The organism is Malonomonas rubra (assembly GCF_003247215.1).
Taxonomy (GTDB): domain Bacteria; phylum Desulfobacterota; class Desulfuromonadia; order Desulfuromonadales; family Geopsychrobacteraceae; genus Malonomonas; species Malonomonas rubra_A.
The window spans coordinates 47485-66263 of sequence record NZ_QKAP01000092.1; the positions used below are offsets into that span (position 1 = coordinate 47485).

Sequence of the window (18779 nt, forward strand, 5' to 3'; positions counted from 1 at the left end):
TTAATGTTTCATCATACATATGGGAGACGGATATGATCGATCTGCATACCCACACCTTTTTCAGTGATGGCGAACTGGTACCTGCTGAGCTAGTCCGCCGCGCCGCGGTGGCTGGTTACCGGGCGCTGGCGATTACCGATCACGCTGATCAGAGTAATATCGCCTGGCTGCTATCGAAGCTGGTTGGCGTCGTCGATGATATCGGCAGGTCGAACAATATGCAGGTGCTGGCTGGCGTCGAGTTGACCCACGTCGCTCCGCACATGATCGCTGACACTGCAAAGCTGGCGCGCGACAATGGTGCTGAAATCATCGTTGTACACGGGGAAACCATCGTTGAACCGGTGATGGAGGGAACCAACCGGGCGGCGATAGAAGCGGGCGTCGACATTCTCTCTCATCCCGGCCTGATCGCAGAAGAGGATGTCAAACTTGCGGCAGAAAAAGGTGTCTACTTGGAAATTACTACCCGCAAAGGGCATTCGCTGACCAATGGGCATGTCGCTAAGCTGGCGCTCAAATATGGAGCCAAGGTGGTTATCGATAATGATGCGCACGGTCCTGGCGATCTGGTTTCCCTGGAGATGGCGCGTAAAGTAGCATTGGGTGCTGGCATGACCGAGGAACTGTTTCAGCAGGCACGTAAAAATTCCGCAGCACTGGTCACTAAGGTGAAGGGAAAGGCCTAGATGAAAAAGAAGGATTTCGCGTTTCTAAAGCAACTGGTCGAAACCCCTAGCCCCTCTGGTTATGAACAACCGGCGCAGCGGGTCATTCGTGCCCAGCTTGATGGTGTCGCTGATGAAATACACACAGATGTCATGGGTAATTTGATCGCTCATCTTGAGGGGGATGGTGGCCCTAAGCTGATGCTTGCCGGGCACTGTGATGAGATCGGATTCATGGTGCAGTATGTTGACGACAACGGTTTTATCTACTTTGGTGCCATCGGTGGCGTTGATCCGCATCTGATACCGGGACAACGGGTTTCAATCCATGCCGCAGATACAATTATCCCTGGGGTTATCGGCAAGAAGGCGATTCACCTGATCGACCCGGCTGACCGGGAAAAAGTCATCAAACTGAAAGAACAGTACATCGATATCGGTTGCAGCAACAAGGAGCAGGTGCTGAAGCTGGTCAAGATCGGTGACCCGATAACCTTTTCCGTCGGTGTCGAAAAGCTGCAGGGGGACCGGGTTGCCTCACGTGCTTTTGATGACAAAATGGGCTCTTTTATCGTCACTGAAGTGATGAAGAGGGTCAAAGAGCAGGGTGGTGCGACAGCCGAACTCTTTTCAGTTTCTACTGTACAGGAAGAGGTCGGCCTGCGTGGCGGCACAACCAGCAGCTACGGCGTCAACCCGGATGCCGGAATTGTCGTCGAAGTGACCCACGCCACCGATTATCCCGGAGTTGAAAAGCAGGGGATTGGTGAGGTTATGGTCGGCGAGGGGCCGGTGATTGCTCGTGGCGCAAACATCAACCCGGTGTTGTTCGACCTGCTGATGCAGATCGCCGAAGCAGAGAAGATCCCGGTGCAAGTAATCGGTGTGCCGCGTGCTACCGGCACCGATGCTAACGCGATGCAGCTTTCGCGGGGCGGAGTGGCGACGGCCCTGGTCGGTATCCCACTGCGCTATATGCACACCCCGGTCGAGGTTCTTTCTCTGAGTGATCTGGAGAACGCCATTAAGTTGCTGACATCTTTTACACTGCGGCTCGATAAAGACCAAAGTTTTATTCCACAATGAGGGAACCAATAGTCAGAAAGAAAGCCCCGTCAAATTCTGGTGGGGCTTTCTTGTTTTTACGCACGAGAAGCAGCGGCCTGGAGCGCCTGGAAGAGAGTAAAAAACTCTTTTAGTAGCGTGTTTTTACTTTTCTTTTTAGCTTGTTGGCTCTATTATTGCGCGCTTTTTGCGCTAAAGTATGGTTACACTGCCGCGAGCAGGTCAAGCTTTAACCCAGATGAGGTGTAATGGATAAACTGATTGTAGGGTGGCGGGAATGGATGTCGCTACCCGAACTGAACATTCCGGCAATCAAGGCAAAGGTCGACACTGGAGCGCGAACCTCTGCTCTGCACGCGTTTTTTGTCGAACCCTTCACGAGAGATGGCATCGAGATGGTGCGCTTCGGGGTGCACCCGCAGCAGAAACGTGGGGATGCTGAAGTTATCTGCGAGTATCCGGTTAAGGATTATCGGCAGGTCAGCGATTCAGGCGGTCATAAAGAGATGCGTTATGTTATCGAAACAGAGGCTCGGCTTGGTGATCGGAGCTGGAATATCGAGATGACCCTGACCAATCGAGATAGCATGAAATTCCGCATGTTGCTGGGACGTACGGCGATGAGAGGGATACTGGTCAATCCGAAGAAGTCTTTTCTGGTTGGGCGAGAGCCCGCCGAATAAATTGGTTTTAAAAAGAGGTTGTAATGAAAATAGCCATTCTTTCAAGAAATCCGGAGTTGTATTCGACCCATCGTTTAGTGGTGGCGGCTAAAGAGAGGGGGCACGAGGTGCGGGTTATCGATCCGTTGCTTTGCTACATGACGATCGCCACCCAGCGCCCGACAATCCATTATAAAGGTGAAGAGCTGGTTGATTACAATGCGATCATTCCCCGTATCGGTGCGTCGATTACTTTTTACGGCACTGCGGTCGTCCGGCAGTTTGAAATGATGGGGGTTTACAGTGTCAATGAGTCGGTGGCTATCAGTCGCTCACGGGACAAACTGCGCAGTTTGCAGCTGCTTGCGCGAAAAGGGATTGGTCTGCCGGTAACCGGTTTCGCCCATTCGACCAAGTACACCAATGATCTGATCAGCCTAGCGGGAGGAGCACCCCTCGTGATCAAGTTATTGGAAGGAACTCAAGGGGTTGGAGTCGTCCTGGCCGAAACCGGCAAGGCGGCAGAGAGTGTTATTGAAGCCTTTCGTGGGCTGAAGGAGAATATCCTTGTTCAGGAATTCATCAAGGAGGCCCAAGGGGCTGACTTGCGCTGCCTGGTCATTGGTGACAAGGTTGTCGCGGCGATGAAGCGGCAAAGCAAGGAAGGTGAGTTCCGTTCCAACCTGCATCGCGGTGGCAGTGCCACCGTTGCTCGCTTGACGCCGAGCGAGCGAGCGACAGCGGTCCGCGCTGCGAAAATTATGGGATTGAACGTCGCTGGCGTTGATCTGCTTCGTTCCAATCATGGTCCGGTGGTGATGGAGGTTAACTCCTCTCCCGGGCTTGAAGGGATAGAAACCGCCACCGAAAAGGATGTCGCCGGGATGATCATTCAATTCGTCGAAAAACAGGCAAGGCCGGGGAATACCAGGACCAGAGGGAAGGGATGAGTCGTAACGGTCCGTTTGAAATTTGTGGTAAGACGGTTGCTCCGGGCAGTCGTGCAACGGTCGATTTGCCGATGGCACGTCTATATACCCACAACGAAATCACTTTGCCGGTGCATGTCGTGCATGGCAAAAGAAGCGGGCCCGTCATCTTTGTCAGCGCCGCCGTCCATGGTGATGAGATTAATGGTGTTGAAATTATTCGTCGCCTACTGAAAGTAAAGGCCCTCTCCAGTATCAAAGGGACCCTCCTGGCGGTACCGATAGTCAATCCGTTCGGCTTTATCCAGCGATCCCGCTACATGCCTGATCGGCGTGATCTTAATCGCTCGTTTCCAGGCACCCCGAAAGGGTCGCTTGCGGGTCGCCTTGCCAATCTGTTTATGACTGAAATCGCCGAACGCTCCGATTTCGGGATAGATCTGCATACCGGCTCAAATTTTAGATCCAACTTGCCGCAAGTGAGGGCGAGCCTGGATGACGAGCAGACGATCGCGCTTGCCAGGGCATTTGGCACACCGGTCATTGTGCCATCAGAACTGCGCGAAGGATCCTTGCGCGAAGCGATTGCCGATCTCGGTAAACCAGTTTTGGTGTACGAAGGCGGAGAAGCGCTCTATTTCAACGAAGCTGCCATTCGAACCGGGTTGAATGGCATCGTCAGGTTGATGCGGCATGTCGGAATGTTGCCGAAGGGGCGAAAGCAGAAGCTTGTCGAGCCAATTATCACTCACAAAACCAGCTGGATTAGAGCGACGATGAGTGGGACTTTTACCCGCAAGGTGAATTTGGGCGAGTTGGTTAGACAGGGAACTCGAGTCGGGATACTCAGTGATCCTTTGGGGGATGATCGCGAAGAAGTCGTTGCACCTTTTACTGGGGTTGTTATCGGTCAGTCGAACCTGCCTCTGGCGCACGAAGGAGATGCCTTGATTCATCTGGCCAGGGTGCCGGATGCCAGTGAAGCGGAGAATGCTCTCGATGATTACACCTCAAATTTGACTGAGGATGATTTCAGCTTGGAGCGCTGAAACGTTCATACTTGACAACTCATTAGTGTTGCCGTAAGTATTTAGATTATTGGTCAATTTGTTGATCTAGTTAGATTATGGATTGAAAGTTCAGCGAAGTCAGGGGCTCATTCCCTCCTTTCTCTCTTGCTTCATCCTCCTGACATTGCTGTTTAGTGGTGGGAGGTTTGTATGTCTATAGCACCATTTCGACGCCGTGTAGAGCAATTACTTGAGCAGGCTGATGTTGCCGTCGATGGCAACCGCCCTTGGGATCTTCAGGTAAAGCATCCGAGGTTTTTTCAGCGGGTTCTGGCTCAGGGTTCGCTCGGTTTCGGAGAATCCTACATGGATGGCTGGTGGGAGGCGAAGTCTCCTGATCAGCTGCTCACTCGGCTGATAAGTGCCAAAATAAACAGTAAAGTCAAATCTGCCGTGGTCGCTTTTGATGCTTTTAAAGCAAAACTGTTTAACCGACAGACTACCAAACGAGCCTTTCTGGTCGGAGAAAAGCACTATGATGCCGGCAATGATTTGTACCAGAAAATGCTCGATAAACGGATGATCTACAGCTGTGCTTACTGGCAGGATGCCGAAACTCTCGATCAGGCGCAGGAGCAGAAACTTGATCTGATATGTCGCAAGTTGGATTTGAAGCCTGGGGAGAAGGTACTCGATATCGGTTGCGGCTGGGGGGGCACTGCCAAGTTCATGGCGGAACGCTACGGGGTAGAGGTGGTTGGCGTAACTATTTCTAGCTCACAGGCGGAACTAGCTCGAGAAAAATGTAAAAACTTGCCGATCGAGATCAGACTGCAGGATTATCGTAAGCTGAAAGGGGAATTTGATAAGATCGTCTCGGTTGGCATGTTCGAGCACGTCGGGCACAAGAATTATCGTACCTATTTTTGTAAAGTTTCCGAGTTGTTAAAGGATGATGGCTTGTTTCTTCTGCATACCATCGGTGGAAACCGGCCGGCATCCCGCACCGATCCCTGGATCGAGCGTTACATCTTTCCGAACGGGGTGATCCCCTCGTCACAGCAAATCAGTAAGGCGTTTGAAGGGATCTTTGTGCTAGAAGACTGGCACAACTTCGGGCCTGATTATGATCGGACCCTGATGGTTTGGCAGGAGAATTTCGAACATGCTTGGTCTGAACTGAAAGCTAATTACGACGAGCGCTTCCGACGGATGTGGCTCTATTATTTGAGCTGCTCGGCCGCCTCCTTCAGGGCACGTGACAACCAGGTCTGGCAGCTGGTCCTGTCCAGATATGGTATCCCAGGGGGACGACGGTTCCCGCGTTAAGCCTTATCGGTTTTACGTTTTTTGCCACCACGGCGCTGTAGAGGACTTTTCCCGGGTGATTTCTTGCGGCCTAAGGTCCCCTTGCCAAAGGCCTTACGCTCTTTTCTTTTGTCCCAACGCGGCTGTTTTTCACCACTGTCAACACTGATCTGCAGTTGTTCGTCACAGACCCAGACAGTTTTCAGCTTGTGTAGCTGTTCTGCCGGAAGATCTTTCGGCAGGTCGATCAGGCTGAATTGGTCAAACAGTCGAATTCGGCCGATGTTGCGGCTGTTGAGCTTCGCTTCGTTGCTAATTGCACCGACAATGTTGCCCGGTTCGACACCGTGTGCCCGGCCGACCTCGATACGATAAGTCTGCATTTCGCTATCCAGTTTCCGGGCAGGGCGCTTTTGTGTGTTCGGCTCTGGTTTTTCAGGCGGTAGTTCTTCAGCAAACCTTTCTTCCGGTTGCAGGGGGCGTTCTTTCTGCAGCAGGTAGGAGAGGGTGGCTGCTATTTTCCGATGACCAACCTCATATTCACTCTGGTACTGGTCAATCAGTTCTTCGAAGAATTCAAGATCTTGGGATTCCATCGCCCGAGCGATCTGTTCTTTGAATAGGCCGATCCGCCGATCTGTGATGTCTTTGCGGCTCGGCAGAGCCATCGCCTTGATAGGCTGCCGGGTCGCACGTTCAATGGCCGCTAGCATCCTTTTTTCCCGAGGTGCGACAAATAGGATCGCTTTTCCTTCTCGTCCGGCGCGACCGGTTCTGCCGATGCGATGGATATAGGCTTCAATGTCATGTGGAATGTCGTAATTTACTACATGGGTGATACGTGGCACATCGAGGCCGCGGGCAGCGACATCGGTTGCAACGACGATATCGAGCGAACCGTCCTTGAGCCGATCGATTGTTTTCTCGCGCAGCATCTGGGTCATATCCCCATTCAGCGCTGCACTTGAGAATCCCCTTGCCTCCAGTTTTTCCGCCAGTTCGACAGTCGCTAGCTTAGTGCGAACGAAGATGATCATCGCCTCGATCTCTTCCGCTTCTAGAATCCGGGTCAAAGCATCAAGTTTATGTAACCCCTTTACCTGCCAGAAATGCTGACTGATTTTCTCCACTGTGGAGGTTTTGCTTTTGATACGGATTTCGACCGGATTCTGCAAATGCTTGCGAGCGACTTCCAAAACTTCTTTGGGCATCGTGGCTGAAAAAAGAGCTGTTTGTCTTTCATGGGGGGCGAATTGGAGAATCTGTTCGACCTCTTCGATAAATCCCATTTTCAGCATTTCATCTGCTTCGTCGATGACAACCGCAGAAAGCTCATCCAGTTTCAACGTGCCACGATTGAGGTGATCCTGGACACGTCCCGGAGTACCGACGACTACTTGTACTCCTCTCGCCAACTGTCGGAGTTGTTGCGTGTAGTTCTGGCCACCGTAGACAGGTAGTACATGAAAATTTTTCAGGTGACGGGCGTAGGTCTGCATTGCTTCCGCAACTTGCAGGGCAAGTTCACGGGTCGGTGTCAAAACTAGCACCTGAGGCGCCTTTAATTTCGGTTTGATGCGACTGAGCAGTGGCAGAGAAAAGGCTGCCGTTTTGCCGGTTCCGGTCTGTGCCTGGCCAAGAAGGTCGCGCCCCTCCAGTAGGGGGGGGATACTTTGTGCTTGAATCGGCGAAGGGGTTTCATAGCCGACTTCGTGAATAACCTTAAAGATGGCAGGCGCCAGGTTCAGGTCTGCAAATGATGCTGCAATAGTTTCGCTCATAATGCCTAACCGGATGAGAGTGCGTAATTTTTACAATAATTCAGCAAAAGATGCGAACACTACCTCATATCGGCAGTAAGTGCTAGTCTTTTTCATCATGAATTTGATTTAGGGGTTATGGTAAAGGCCTCGATAGTTAAGATTATTCTAGGACTATCCTTTTTACAAGGGGATATGGGATGGGTGAGGAGTTGAAGCAGGAAATTTCACTCGAAAGCGGAACCAATGAAATGGAGATCATCGAGTTTTACGTTGGAACCAAACCTCTTGGCAATAATGTACGGAAGCGAAAAAAGATTATCTTTTAGAATGAATCGGCATTGACGGTCATTCCTGAATGTGATCCGGCAATGACGTCCTGAAGCCAAGAAATATTTCTTGGCTAAGGCTCCTTACAAGGGGAGCCTTTGTTGTTTTGCGACTGCTAGATAGATTTCCAGCCAATGCAAAACACCTGCAATCCACGTAAGGACGCTGGTATTTTACTGTGTCGCTTAAAAATCAACAGGTGGAGCAACCCCCGGCCATTCCATCGCAGGGGGTCGCCTATGAATGTCTAGGCCGATCTAGAACGGTTCGGTTTTATGTGTCGGTAAAAAGGAGTGAAGAACTGATAAGCTGTATCTTGCCATGTTGGCCACATGACTTGTTCAGAAATGCGGATTTCTTTCAAGTCTATCGTGGAGACCAACATAGTATTTTGTGTTGGAGTTGGCTCTAAAAACAAAGGCCGGATTTTCCAATGATTTTTCAGGTGTTGATTATTTATTTTTGAACTGCTCGCCCAGCCCCGCAAAGGGGGAATGTTTTAACTCAGGGCGGGCACTTTCCTGTACCCCGGCCAAGCGCTCTTCTTGAACGCCGCGGGTATGCTCATGGTCGTGACAGTAGATGCAGAGCAATTCCCAGTTACTGCCGTCCGGCGGATTGTTGTCATGGTTGTGGTCCTTGTGATGAACGGTCAACTCGCGCAGTTGTTTGCCGGAAAACTCCCGCGTACATCGAGCACAGACGTGCGGGAACAATTTTAACGCCTGTTCCCGATAACCGGATTGCCGTTCTTGTTCTTCCTGGCGCATCCGGGCGACCATTTCTTTGCGTTGTCGATCATCCATTGCTTCTATCTTTAGCCGGGAATTTCAACAGCAACAGTGCCAGCAACGTAAGGTTGGCGAACATGGCAACTAGCATGGCCATCCCAGTGAACAGTCCGAAGTAGATAGTCGGGATGAAACTCGACAAGCCAAGGATCGAAAAGCCGATAATGATGGTGATCGAGGTGTAGTACATGGCCCGACCAACCGAATGGTGGCAGCGCTTCATGGCCGCTAGGTAATCTCCATCGACAGCCATTTCCTCGGTGAAGCGGTGTACGTAGTGGATGGTGTCGTCAACCGCAATGCCGATGGTGATGGCGGCGATGGTGATGGTCATGATGTCGAGTGGGATGTGGAGCAGACCCATCAGGCCGAGTACCATCCCGGCGGAAATCAGGTTGGGGATGATGGCAATAATTGCCAGACGCAGCGAATGGAACTGCAGCATGAACATGATCATGATGACGAAAAAGACTACGCCGATAGTCATGATCTGCGAACTGAACAGGCTCTGCAGGACGTTGTTATAGAGCACGAACATGCCGGTCAGGTGCACCTGCTCGTCTTTCAGGCCAAGCTTTTCAGTCAGGTTAAGACGGATTTTTTCCAGCAGTTTGTTACGCTGCAGATTCGGGTCTGAATCGATCACCCGTAAGGAGAACCTTACCTGATTGCCATCCTCCGACATGTAGGGGTGGAAAAGGGCATCAGCGATCGCCTTCGGCAGTTTTTTATGGATGACCGCCAGAGAAATGTTGTCGAGCGGCTTGTCCTCATTGACTATCTGCATCATTTCCATGGTGGTGGCCATCGACAATACCTTGCCGGTTTCCGGAAGTGCGTTCAAATAATTATGGATCTTTTCCAATGTATTAATTCGGTAGCTGTTGTACCAGTAGCTGCTGCCAGATAAACCGGCATCCGCCTGATCCTCACCGAAGAAATCGTCCGCAAACGGATCTTCTTCCGCCGCCTGTTTCTCCGCCTTTTGGGCAGCAAGAAACCCGGGGTCAGCATCAATAATGACATCGAGCGGTGTGGTCCCACCGAGCTGCTGGTCGATCAGCTCCATCCCTTGGTAGATTTCTGTGCTTGGTTTGAAATAGTCGATAAAGCGGTTTTCTACCGTAAGCTTTGAAATGCCGACGACGCTGAGAATAGCGATGCCAAGGAAAATGCTGGCAGTCAAACCGCTGCGATATTCAACCAAGTACGCGCAGGCGGCGGTGATCTTTCCGGTAATATCGTGGCGTGGGGTGAAATGGTTCGGTTTTTTAAACAGCATCAGGCCGGCGGGGAAGAGGGCAAAGGAGAGCAGGAGCGCGAAGGTGATGCCTATCGCCATCATCCAGCCGAAATCTATGACCGGGCGAATATCGCTGGTCAGCAGCGAGACGAAGGCGACGATGGTGGTCAGGGCGGTGTAGATGCTCGGTACCGCTTTGGTGCGCACCATCTCCCGAACCATGGTCAATTGGTCGGCGTTTGGGATTTCCTCGAATAGCTCGTTGTAGCGGACAATCAGGTGGACGCAGAGCGACAGGGTGATAATCAACAGCAACGAGGTGAAGTTGGAGGAAACCACGGTGACTTTCCATTCGATCCAGCCGAGAAAGCCGAACATAAACAGCACCGAAACGGCACAGCAGAGCATCGGCAGGATAACCCAACGGGGCTTGCGGAAGATCAGGATCAGCATCGAGACCAGAAACACCAGCACGCCAATACCGAACGAAGCCAGGTCGTGGCGGATAAAGTCGATCATGTCTGAGACGATCATCGGCACGCCACCCAGATGCAGATTGGCCTTGTCACGGTGCTTGGCCATAATAGTGCGCACGACGGCAATGTCGTGTGCCTCCTGATCTGCCAACTGGGCACTGTAATTATCAAAAGCTTTTACCGCCTTTTCCAGTTGACGATTTTCTTCCTCCGTCAGGGGTTGTGTCAGCATTTTTTCCCGCAGGGAGTTGCGCTTTCCAAGAAGCTGATGATAGGTCTCATCTCGTTTGAAAATGACCTGCAGCGCCGTAGTTTTGGCGTCAGGGCTGACCAGCAGGTTGCTGTAAAATGGGCTGGTGGCAAACTCATTGCGGGCCAGATCGATATTGATATCTGGGGACTCCAAGGTTTTGACACCGTTACTTAGATCTCCCAGTGACAATCGGGGACTTTCGATCAAGGGAACATCGAGGATACTGAAAACGGTTGCAACCCGTTCGATCTGCAGCAGACTGTTACGCAGCTTCCGCAAGTCATTAAGGGTATCAGTCGCGTAAAGATCAGCTTTTGGCGTGTAGGTGATGACAAGAAAGTCGTCTGAGCCGTATTTGGCGCTGATCGAACGGTAGTACTTCAGATCCTGATCGTTTTCCAGCAGTAAAGAATCGGCTGATGCATCGAGGCGGAAGTTTCGGCTGTATGAACCGACCATCGCTACCAGCAGTAGCATGATTAAAATCGTGATAACTGGATGCTTGAGGACCAGACGCTCGTAGAATTTGAGGATTGCTTCGTACATGGATGCCCTTTGCCTGAGATGTTAACCACAACAAACTTTGAATTATAACTTTGATGCCGGCTCATGGAAATGACTGTTTTTTCTTTGGACGCTTTTTTGTAACCAGTCGATAACAACGATACCTGATGCTAACAGTATGCAACGTTTTTCTTAATGAATTCAAAGTTTATGGATAATGGATGAAGGGGATTGGATTGTACCATGTTGAAGCCTGATACTTGTACAATTCCTGATAGTATTGAGGGTAATCATCCCTGCTGGATAATGGATCTTCTATGAGTGGGCAACAACAGTCAGAGCGAGATCTGCACGATTTGCTGGATATCATACAGCAACTCAGCATGCAGTTACATCCTGACCAGTCGCAACGGACTGTTGCAAATCTTGATAGCTCACTCGATAAAGACCTGGGGCTTGACAGCTTGGGAAGGATGGAACTGCTGCAAAGGCTCGAAAATCACTTTCAAGTCAGTTTGTCAGAACAGGTCTTTATCGATGCCGAAAAGGTTTCCGATCTCTGGATGGCTGTGACTAAGTCTTCGCCTGCTGGAGATTCTGGAGTGGCTGGGAAACTGGATCATAGAGTGTTCTCTGTCACAGGTGAGGATGTTGGTGTTCCGTACAGCGCCGAGACACTGACGGAAGTTTTGAGCTGGCACAATGACAGGCATCCCAACCGTACTCATGTCTATTTTTATGCTGATCAAGACGAAGCTGAAGAGCTGACCTATCGTCAATTGTACAATGGTGCAATTCGAGTAGCCTCAGGGTTGCATAGGCATGGTTTAAATGTTGGTGATCCTGTAGCGATTATGCTGCCAAGCTCAGCCGACTATTTCTTTGCTTTTTTCGGTATATTAATGGCCGGTGGGGTTCCGGTACCTATTTATCCGCCGGCACGAAAATCTCAGATGGAGGAGCACTTACGCAGACAACAGGTAATTCTAGACAACTGCGCAGCGAAGTTGATGATCGGCATGCCGGAAACGCTGCTTTTTAATCGCCTTTTACAAGCCAGTTTGTCTGAGTTGATGGAGGTCTTGACGGTTTCGGAACTTCAGGAATCTGCAACATCAGGTTTTGTCTTGCAAATTCTCCAGCCAACCGACACCGCATTTTTGCAATATACTTCCGGATCGACCGGCAACCCGAAGGGAGTCGTGTTGAGCCATGCAAACCTACTGGCCAATATCAGGGCAATGGGGGGTGCGATCAAGGTCGATGAAAAAGACATTATCGTCAGTTGGTTGCCTCTCTATCACGACATGGGGTTAATCGGCTGTTGGCTTTCCTGCCTATATTTCGCTGCCCCGCTAGTCTTGATGTCGCCGTTCGACTTTCTCTCTCGGCCATTGCGTTGGCTGCAGGCGATTCACCGTTTCCGCGCCACCATATCGGCAGCACCGAATTTTGCCTATGAAATTTGTCTGGCCCGGCTCTCCGAAAAACAACTTATGGGCCTCGACTTATCTTCCTGGCGTTGTGCATTCAACGGCGCTGAAGCTGTCAGTGCCGATAGTGTGGAACGGTTTGTGAAACGCTTTTCCGCATATCGGTTCCATCACGAAGCGATGATGCCGGTTTACGGTATGGCTGAATGTTCGGTCGGGCTGGCTTTCCCGCCGCTTGGGAGAGGGCCGGTAATTGATTTGATCAACCGTGAAATATTTACCCGTTCCGGGCAGGCAAGGCTTGCCGCTGAGGACGAAAAAAATCCATTGCAGTTTGTTGCTTGTGGGCAACCGCTCTATGACCATGAAATTCGTATTGTTGACCGACAGGGGCGTGAACTCCCAGAGTGCCAAGAAGGGCGCATCCAGTTTCGCGGTCCTTCTACTTGCAGCGGTTATTACCGCAGTCCGGAAAAGACAGCCCAGCTGTTCGATGGTGATTGGTTGGATTCGGGTGATCTCGGCTATATACGCTCGGGGGATGTATTTATAACTGGGCGTTGTAAGGATCAGATTATCATTGCCGGACGTAATATCTATCCGCAGGAACTGGAAGAAGCGGTCGCTAAGATTAAAGGAGTGCGCAAAGGCAATGTAGTGGTCTTTGGTTCCTCCGATCCGAAAACTGGGACCGAAAGACTGGTAGTGCTGGCGGAAACCCGAGAAACAAATACGAAGGTATTGGGTCAGATACGCACTGCTATTACAAAACTGTCCTTCGATCTTCTCGGGGTGCCTTTGCATGAAATTGTCCTTGCTCCACCGCAGACAGTACCCAAAACATCAAGTGGAAAAATCCGTCGTGCGGCTACTCGTGAATTCTATGAAAAGGGATTGCTTGTTCAATCGCTGAAACCCTGGAAACTGTATTTTCATATTGTGATGCTCGGCGGAACCGGTCTTTGGCGCAGAACTTGGCGGTATTTTGGACAAATCACTTTTGCCGGTTGGAGCTGGGGGGTCTTTTGTTTGCTTTCGCTATTGCTCTATCTTTCACTGATTTTGTTGCCGAAGTTCAGTTGGCGCTGGGCGGCGATGCGCTTAGCTGTTAATGGCTTGCGTTACCTCACTATGGCGTCAGTGACGGTAGAAGGGAAGAATAACTTGCCGAAAGTTCCTTGCGTCATAGTTGCCAATCATGCCAGCTACCTGGATGGTTTCGCTCTGGTCGCTTGTTTGCCTAAGCATCTGGTGTTTGTAGCCAAGCGGGAATTGTCGAAAAATACTTTGCTGCGACTGCCTTTTTTACGGCTTAGGGCCGAATTTGTTGAGCGATTCGACCGACAGCAAGGACTTAAGGATGCTCGAAGGTTGGGGCAGCGTGCCAAAGGAGGAGAGTCGTTGATGTTTTTCCCGGAGGGCACCTTTACTCGACAGCCAGGGTTGCAGGAATTTTACATGGGAGCTTTCGTGATCGCCGCTGAAGCTGATCTGCCGGTGGTGCCGATTGCAATCCGCGGAACCCGTTCGATTTTGCGCGGTTCGGATAAGTTCCCCCATCGTGGGACGATCTGTGTCACTATCGGTGAACCGATAAGCCCAAATGCAGCAAACAGGTCAAACTGGCAAAAGGCACTTTTCCTGCGTGAGCGCAGTCGGCGTTTTATCGCTCAAAATTGCGGTGAACCGGATCTAGTCCGCTAGCCCGAATAGAGAGATACTGTCACTCTATTCCTTCAAGAAAATTATTTGATTCGTTCCGACATCAGTTTGTTAATTTACCAATAATTTTCAGCATAAGCCTCTTTGTTAAGGCGTTCATTGCCTTGGTATGGAACGTTTTTGCCACGCATTTCGTTTCGTCCTTCAAAAATCCATCCGCTATTTCGCTTAAAGAAGAGAACCTGTTTGCTGACCAGTAACTATGGAATCCTGTCCTTGTCGACTGTAAGTTCTTGACCATCTTTTAGCACCACAGGAATGTATATCCTAGGACTCCTATCTCATTGAGGTTTTTTACTTCAGTGGTCTTTGGATGAATCAGACTGTCTTGAAGGAGAGGCTATCATTCGGACGAAGCTCTCATTGTAAGCTCTAATGCAATTTACAAAGAAAACCATCTGCAGAAGGTAGCGAGTCGAAGCAGGGCAAAGTTGTTTGCCTAAAATTACGATATTTTTAATATGAAAGGATGTTGTTCAACGTGAGCTTGTTGTATTTGTAAAGCATATCATTGGTGAATGGATAAGTATAAGAAAAATAATACCAATTTGTTGACTTGGCGAGAGGGGAGAAGCTAAAATTTAGTATATAGGTAGGGAAAGTGAAAAATCATTACGCTAAAACTGTGCGACAATTGTCGACAAGTCAATGCAGAGGACGCTATGGCTAAAATTCGAGAAAAGTATGAAGATGAAACCGAAAAAAGGATGTGTAGTTTTGCATGTAAATTGTTGATTTTCGCTCTGTTGACAGCTGCGCTGTTCGTCGGCTATTCATTCAGTGTTTTGATTGGTTAGCTTTAGATCGCTTGCATCAGTTTAGAGAATTATCGTTCGGCGACAACAGGTTGGAATGTCATGGCTTGCCCCAAAGGCCCCACGCAATGTATTTGCGTGGGGCCTTTGGGTTACAAACGCTTATCAAATTTAGAGGCCGAGCTTCTTGAAAAAGTCATTGCCTTTGTCGTCGACCAGAATGAATGCCGGGAAGTCTTCGACTTCGATCTTCCAAACTGCCTCCATTCCCAGTTCCGGGAAATCGATGCACTCAACCTTCTTGATGTTTTCTTCTGCCAGAACAGCAGCTGGACCACCAATCGAACCGAGGTAGAATCCGCCATGCTCTTTACATGCATCGGTGACCTGTTGGCTACGGTTGCCTTTGGCGATCATGACCATAGAACCGCCGTTGCTCTGGAGCAGACCGACATAAGAGTCCATACGACCAGCGGTGGTCGGACCGAAAGAGCCGGACGCTTTGCCTTTAGGGGTCTTGGCTGGACCTGCATAGTAGATCGGGTGGTTCTTCAGGTAGTCGGGAAGTGGTTTGCCGCTGTCAAGGATCTCTTTGAATTTGGCGTGCGCAATATCGCGCCCGACAACGATGGTGCCCTTGAGCAACAGCGGTGAGCCGACTTCTAGCTTGGTCAGATCGGCAAGGACTTCGCTCATCGGGCGATTGAGGTCGATCGGGGTTCCAGCGCTGTGCTTACCGCGATACTGCTCAGGAATCAGGCGACCCGGGTTGCGATCCATTTCTTCGATGAACAGGCCATCTTTGGTGATCTTGGCTTTGATGTTGCGGTCTGCCGAACAGGAGACAGCCATGCCGACCGGGCAGGACGCTCCGTGACGGGGCAGGCGGACAACGCGGACGTCGTGGGCGAAATACTTACCGCCGAACTGGGCGCCGATGCCGAGTTCCTGAGCTGCCTTCAGTAGTTTCGCTTCCAGTTCAAGGTCACGGAAAGCCTGACCATGTTCGTTGCCTTCGGTCGGCAGGCCGTCAAGTTCTTTGGCGGTTGCCATCTTTACAGCCTTCATACAGGCGTCAGCCGAGGTCCCACCGATGACAAAGGCGATATGGTAGGGCGGGCAAGCAGCTGTGCCGAGGTATTTCATCTTTGAAACCAGAAAATCGTAAAGCTTGTCAGGGGTTAGCAGAGCCTTGGTCTCCTGATAGAGCATGGTTTTGTTGGCACTGCCACCACCTTTGGCCATGAACAAGAACTTGTAGGCGTCACCTTCGGTGGCCATAATATCGATCTGCGCCGGCAGGTTGGTGCCGGTATTCTTTTCCTTATACATGTCGAGCGCGACAGTCTGGCTGTAGCGCAGGTTTTCTTCGGTGTATGTTTTGAAGACGCCTTCGGAGATCCGCTCGGCGTCGTTGCAGCCGGTCCAGACTTGCTGGCCTTTCTTGGCCAGAACGGTCGCTGTGCCGGTGTCTTGGCAGATTGGCAATTCGAAGTTAGCTGCGATTTCTGCGTTGCGCAAAAATGCCATGGCGACGCCCCGGTCATTCTGCGAAGCTTCCGGGTCGCTGAGGATTTTGGCGACTTGTTCATTGTGTTCCGGACGTAACATAAAGGAAACATCGCGCATCGCATTGTTGGCGAGTACGGTCAAAGCCTGAGGCTCAACCTTGAGGACTTCTTTGCCTTCAAATTCGACAACATTGACGAATTCTTCAGAACCTTCAATTTTGTAATACTTAGTGGTGTCCGCACTCAGCGGCATTGGATCCTGATACTTGAAATCGGGCATGATCTCACTCCTTGTGCAAAGGGAAGGGAAATTCAGACCATATTGGCCAATCGCAAAACGAACGTATTATAGGTGAAGTGTATACAATTGTCGACTGCTAACTGGTGAAATTTGTTAGGCATGTTTAAACATCTGTCGTTTGGTGGGAAAATGCCCGGTTATACAACTAAGTAGTTCGTAAATTCACCAATCTTTGTCTTCGCGCAAGGTTTCTGCATTTGCCGAGAGATTTAAAAAAGTAGCTGAAATTAATCATATTTGCTGCTTTGCTGGTTTACTTAAATTGTTTGTTTGAGATTGGTATGCTCTCTGCAGATTAAAAATTACTTTTTAGCATTAGCAAGGTTCAAATTGCCTTTGTGGTTGTTCTAGGTTGTTATGTCCGTGTCTATTCTCATCGTGCACACAAATTCTTTATCCGCGGCTCAGTTTTCCGGGATGATTAAGGAAATCGGTTTGCAGGCAAGTATTGCAGACAACTACGATTCCGCTAGCCGAACAATACATACCAACAGACCCGACCTCATTCTGCTAGACGGGGCTATGGTTTTGATGGATCCGACGATTTGTCGGAAATTGCGTCGGTGCAGCCTCGAAAAATATTTACCGATCATCTTGATGATTCCTGAAGAAACAGAGGGGTTGGAACGCTATCTCTGTGGTTCGGATGCGGATGATTATTTCTGTCTCCCGTACACCCCCACCGAGCTTGAGGCCCGTCTGATGTTCCGTTTGTCGGCGGCACAGCGAATCATCCCACGGACAATTCCGCAGATCGACATTTCTTTTCTTAGCAGTCTTTCGGGCTTGGTGTTTTCTGACCAGACCAGTTCAGAAATCTTGCAGCAAGTTGTCAACTCGGTGTCGCAAGTGATCAATGTTCAACGCTGCTCAGTGGCGTTGACTCCGCGTGAAAAAGGCGTGATCTGTGTGATGGCATCAAGTGATGACCCGTCGGTCAATGGCTTGTGGATAGATCTTGGCCGCTATCCGGAAATACAGGACACGATAGCGACCGGACGATCGCTACTGATTGATGATATTTACTGTCATCCGATGATGGAACCGGTCCGTGACCACCTGAAAGGTGTTCCGTTCAATTCGATCATGGTTCTGCCGATGATCGATCGTCACCGTATTATCGGCGTGTTCATACTTCGCTCTTCACGACCTATTTCGCGCTTCTCCGAGGAGGAAATAGCCTTTTGTCAGTTGGTAGCGAATGTGGCGACATGTGTTCTTCGGTTGGCGGAAGTACGTGCGGCGGATGAAGAGTTCAGACATCGGGGGATTGATCCTGACAACGTTGTTGTCAAGTCCACGAATGAACAGTCGTCTTTGCTCGATATGGCTGCGCATGATCTTCGTGTGCTGGTTTCAGTGATCGATGGTTATTGCACGCTCTTTAGTGAAGCCGCCGACGGAAGTTTGCTGCCTGAGCAGAGTCAGATTATCGACGGCTTGATGGCGGGGAATAGGCGGTTGGTCGATATGGCTAACGATCTGCTTGATTTTTCTCAGTTGAATTCCGGCAGTTTCGAATTGCGTATGATGGAACAGGATCTTTCTCAGATTATCGCATCGGTCTGCAATGAGCTGTCGGCATTACTTCAACGGCGCAATATCACGTTACAGACTGGTTGCTTGGACAAGGATGTTCCGGTTGTTTGTGATGAACAAAGTATCCGGCGGGTTTTTTACAACATCGTCAACAATGCGATGAAGTTCACTCCTGAAGGCGGGTCCATCAAGCTGGATCTTGATCAAATTGATGGTGAAGTTAGAGTTTCCATCGAAGACAGTGGACCAGGGATCGAGCCTGGGAAAATATCTCAACTATTTAACGAATATACTATGGTTTCCCCGAACGATCCACGCGCCGGTAACGGCCTCGGGTTGTCAATCTGCAAAAAGATTGTCGAAGCCCATCATGGTCGGATTTGGGCGGAAAGCTGCCTAGGGCAGGGGAGCCGCTTCACTTTTTGTCTACCACAATAAAAAATCCCCTCTTTCTATCCATTTAGTATCATTTTCAACCTTTGTTATTGTATTCTGTAAATACCTGACTAAAACGCTTGA

The 18779-nt window shown here is 50.1% G+C and carries 13 protein-coding genes; 9 read left to right on the forward strand and 4 right to left on the reverse strand.

All coding sequences use genetic code 11. The features are described from left to right. Positions 1-32 precede the first annotated feature (32 nt). The 6 genes from Q7J88_RS09730 to cfa all read left to right on the forward strand — a co-directional run bounded on the left by Q7J88_RS09730 (position 33) and on the right by cfa (position 5663). A complete protein-coding gene (locus Q7J88_RS09730; RefSeq protein WP_303721986.1) occupies positions 33-689 on the forward strand; it encodes a histidinol phosphate phosphatase domain-containing protein in 657 nt (218 codons plus the stop codon). Next, on the forward strand, positions 690-1754 hold the full coding sequence (locus tag Q7J88_RS09735; protein WP_303721988.1) for a M42 family metallopeptidase: 1065 nt from the start codon (positions 690-692) through the stop codon (positions 1752-1754). 227 nt (positions 1755-1981) lie between these two features. Next, a complete protein-coding gene (locus Q7J88_RS09740; protein ID WP_303721989.1) occupies positions 1982-2416 on the forward strand; it encodes an ATP-dependent zinc protease in 435 nt (144 codons plus the stop codon). 23 nt (positions 2417-2439) lie between these two features. Then, on the forward strand, positions 2440-3345 hold the full coding sequence (rimK, locus tag Q7J88_RS09745; RefSeq protein WP_303721990.1) for a 30S ribosomal protein S6--L-glutamate ligase: 906 nt from the start codon (positions 2440-2442) through the stop codon (positions 3343-3345). Next, entirely contained in the window at positions 3342-4373 is a 1032-nt protein-coding gene (locus Q7J88_RS09750) for a succinylglutamate desuccinylase/aspartoacylase family protein (protein ID WP_303721991.1), read from the forward strand. The genes rimK and Q7J88_RS09750 overlap by 4 nt, the downstream gene beginning before the upstream one ends. Positions 4374-4544: 171 nt before the next feature. Next, entirely contained in the window at positions 4545-5663 is a 1119-nt protein-coding gene (gene cfa, locus Q7J88_RS09755; RefSeq protein ID WP_303721992.1) for a cyclopropane fatty acyl phospholipid synthase, read from the forward strand. Here the strand turns inward: cfa and Q7J88_RS09760 are convergent. Beyond that, a complete protein-coding gene (locus Q7J88_RS09760; protein ID WP_303721993.1) occupies positions 5660-7423 on the reverse strand; it encodes a DEAD/DEAH box helicase in 1764 nt (587 codons plus the stop codon). The two genes, cfa and Q7J88_RS09760, sit on opposite strands and share 4 nt — an antisense overlap. Before the next feature lie 179 nt (positions 7424-7602). On the opposite strand from Q7J88_RS09760, the gene Q7J88_RS09765 reads away from it, so the two are divergent. Further along, a complete protein-coding gene (locus Q7J88_RS09765) occupies positions 7603-7731 on the forward strand; it encodes a hypothetical protein (protein ID WP_303721994.1) in 129 nt (42 codons plus the stop codon). 453 nt (positions 7732-8184) lie between these two features. On the opposite strand, the gene Q7J88_RS09770 is transcribed toward Q7J88_RS09765, so the two are convergent. Both Q7J88_RS09770 and Q7J88_RS09775 read right to left on the reverse strand, forming a co-directional pair. After that, on the reverse strand, positions 8185-8538 hold the full coding sequence (locus Q7J88_RS09770; RefSeq protein WP_369682010.1) for a YajD family HNH nuclease: 354 nt from the start codon (positions 8536-8538) through the stop codon (positions 8185-8187). Continuing rightward, positions 8531-11041, reverse strand: coding sequence for an RND family transporter (locus Q7J88_RS09775; protein ID WP_303721995.1), 2511 nt, complete (start codon positions 11039-11041; stop codon positions 8531-8533). Before Q7J88_RS09775 ends, Q7J88_RS09770 begins: the two co-directional genes overlap by 8 nt. Before the next feature lie 275 nt (positions 11042-11316). On the opposite strand from Q7J88_RS09775, the gene Q7J88_RS09780 reads away from it, so the two are divergent. Then, positions 11317-14136 (forward strand): AMP-binding protein, encoded by a 2820-nt coding sequence (locus Q7J88_RS09780; RefSeq protein WP_303721996.1) that lies wholly within the window; start codon positions 11317-11319, stop codon positions 14134-14136. Between the two features lie 944 nt (positions 14137-15080). Here Q7J88_RS09780 and Q7J88_RS09785 read toward each other — a convergent pair. After that, positions 15081-16700 (reverse strand): fumarate hydratase, encoded by a 1620-nt coding sequence (locus Q7J88_RS09785; protein WP_303721997.1) that lies wholly within the window; start codon positions 16698-16700, stop codon positions 15081-15083. A gap of 552 nt (positions 16701-17252) precedes the next feature. Here Q7J88_RS09785 and Q7J88_RS09790 point away from each other — a divergent pair. Then, the gene (locus Q7J88_RS09790) at positions 17253-18698 is read left to right on the forward strand and encodes an ATP-binding protein (protein WP_303721998.1); all 1446 of its coding nucleotides are present in this window, start codon (positions 17253-17255) and stop codon (positions 18696-18698) included. The last annotated feature ends 81 nt before the right edge of the window (positions 18699-18779 follow it).

Bases quoted from the DNA above. Each gene is read 5' to 3' on its own strand.
- Q7J88_RS09760 (WP_303721993.1), bottom strand. From the start codon at position 7,423: ATGAGCGAAACTATTGCAGCATCATTTGCAGACCTGAACCTGGCGCCT.
- Q7J88_RS09735 (WP_303721988.1), top strand. From the start codon at position 690: ATGAAAAAGAAGGATTTCGCGTTTCTAAAGCAACTGGTCGAAACCCCT.
- Q7J88_RS09750 (WP_303721991.1), top strand. From the start codon at position 3,342: ATGAGTCGTAACGGTCCGTTTGAAATTTGTGGTAAGACGGTTGCTCCG.
- Q7J88_RS09785 (WP_303721997.1), bottom strand. From the start codon at position 16,700: ATGCCCGATTTCAAGTATCAGGATCCAATGCCGCTGAGTGCGGACACC.
- Q7J88_RS09765 (WP_303721994.1), top strand. From the start codon at position 7,603: ATGGGTGAGGAGTTGAAGCAGGAAATTTCACTCGAAAGCGGAACCAAT.
- cfa (WP_303721992.1), top strand. From the start codon at position 4,545: ATGTCTATAGCACCATTTCGACGCCGTGTAGAGCAATTACTTGAGCAG.
- rimK (WP_303721990.1), top strand. From the start codon at position 2,440: ATGAAAATAGCCATTCTTTCAAGAAATCCGGAGTTGTATTCGACCCAT.
- Q7J88_RS09770 (WP_369682010.1), bottom strand. From the start codon at position 8,538: ATGGATGATCGACAACGCAAAGAAATGGTCGCCCGGATGCGCCAGGAA.
- Q7J88_RS09730 (WP_303721986.1), top strand. From the start codon at position 33: ATGATCGATCTGCATACCCACACCTTTTTCAGTGATGGCGAACTGGTA.
- Q7J88_RS09790 (WP_303721998.1), top strand. From the start codon at position 17,253: ATGGATCCGACGATTTGTCGGAAATTGCGTCGGTGCAGCCTCGAAAAA.
- Q7J88_RS09740 (WP_303721989.1), top strand. From the start codon at position 1,982: ATGGATAAACTGATTGTAGGGTGGCGGGAATGGATGTCGCTACCCGAA.
- Q7J88_RS09780 (WP_303721996.1), top strand. From the start codon at position 11,317: ATGAGTGGGCAACAACAGTCAGAGCGAGATCTGCACGATTTGCTGGAT.
- Q7J88_RS09775 (WP_303721995.1), bottom strand. From the start codon at position 11,041: ATGTACGAAGCAATCCTCAAATTCTACGAGCGTCTGGTCCTCAAGCAT.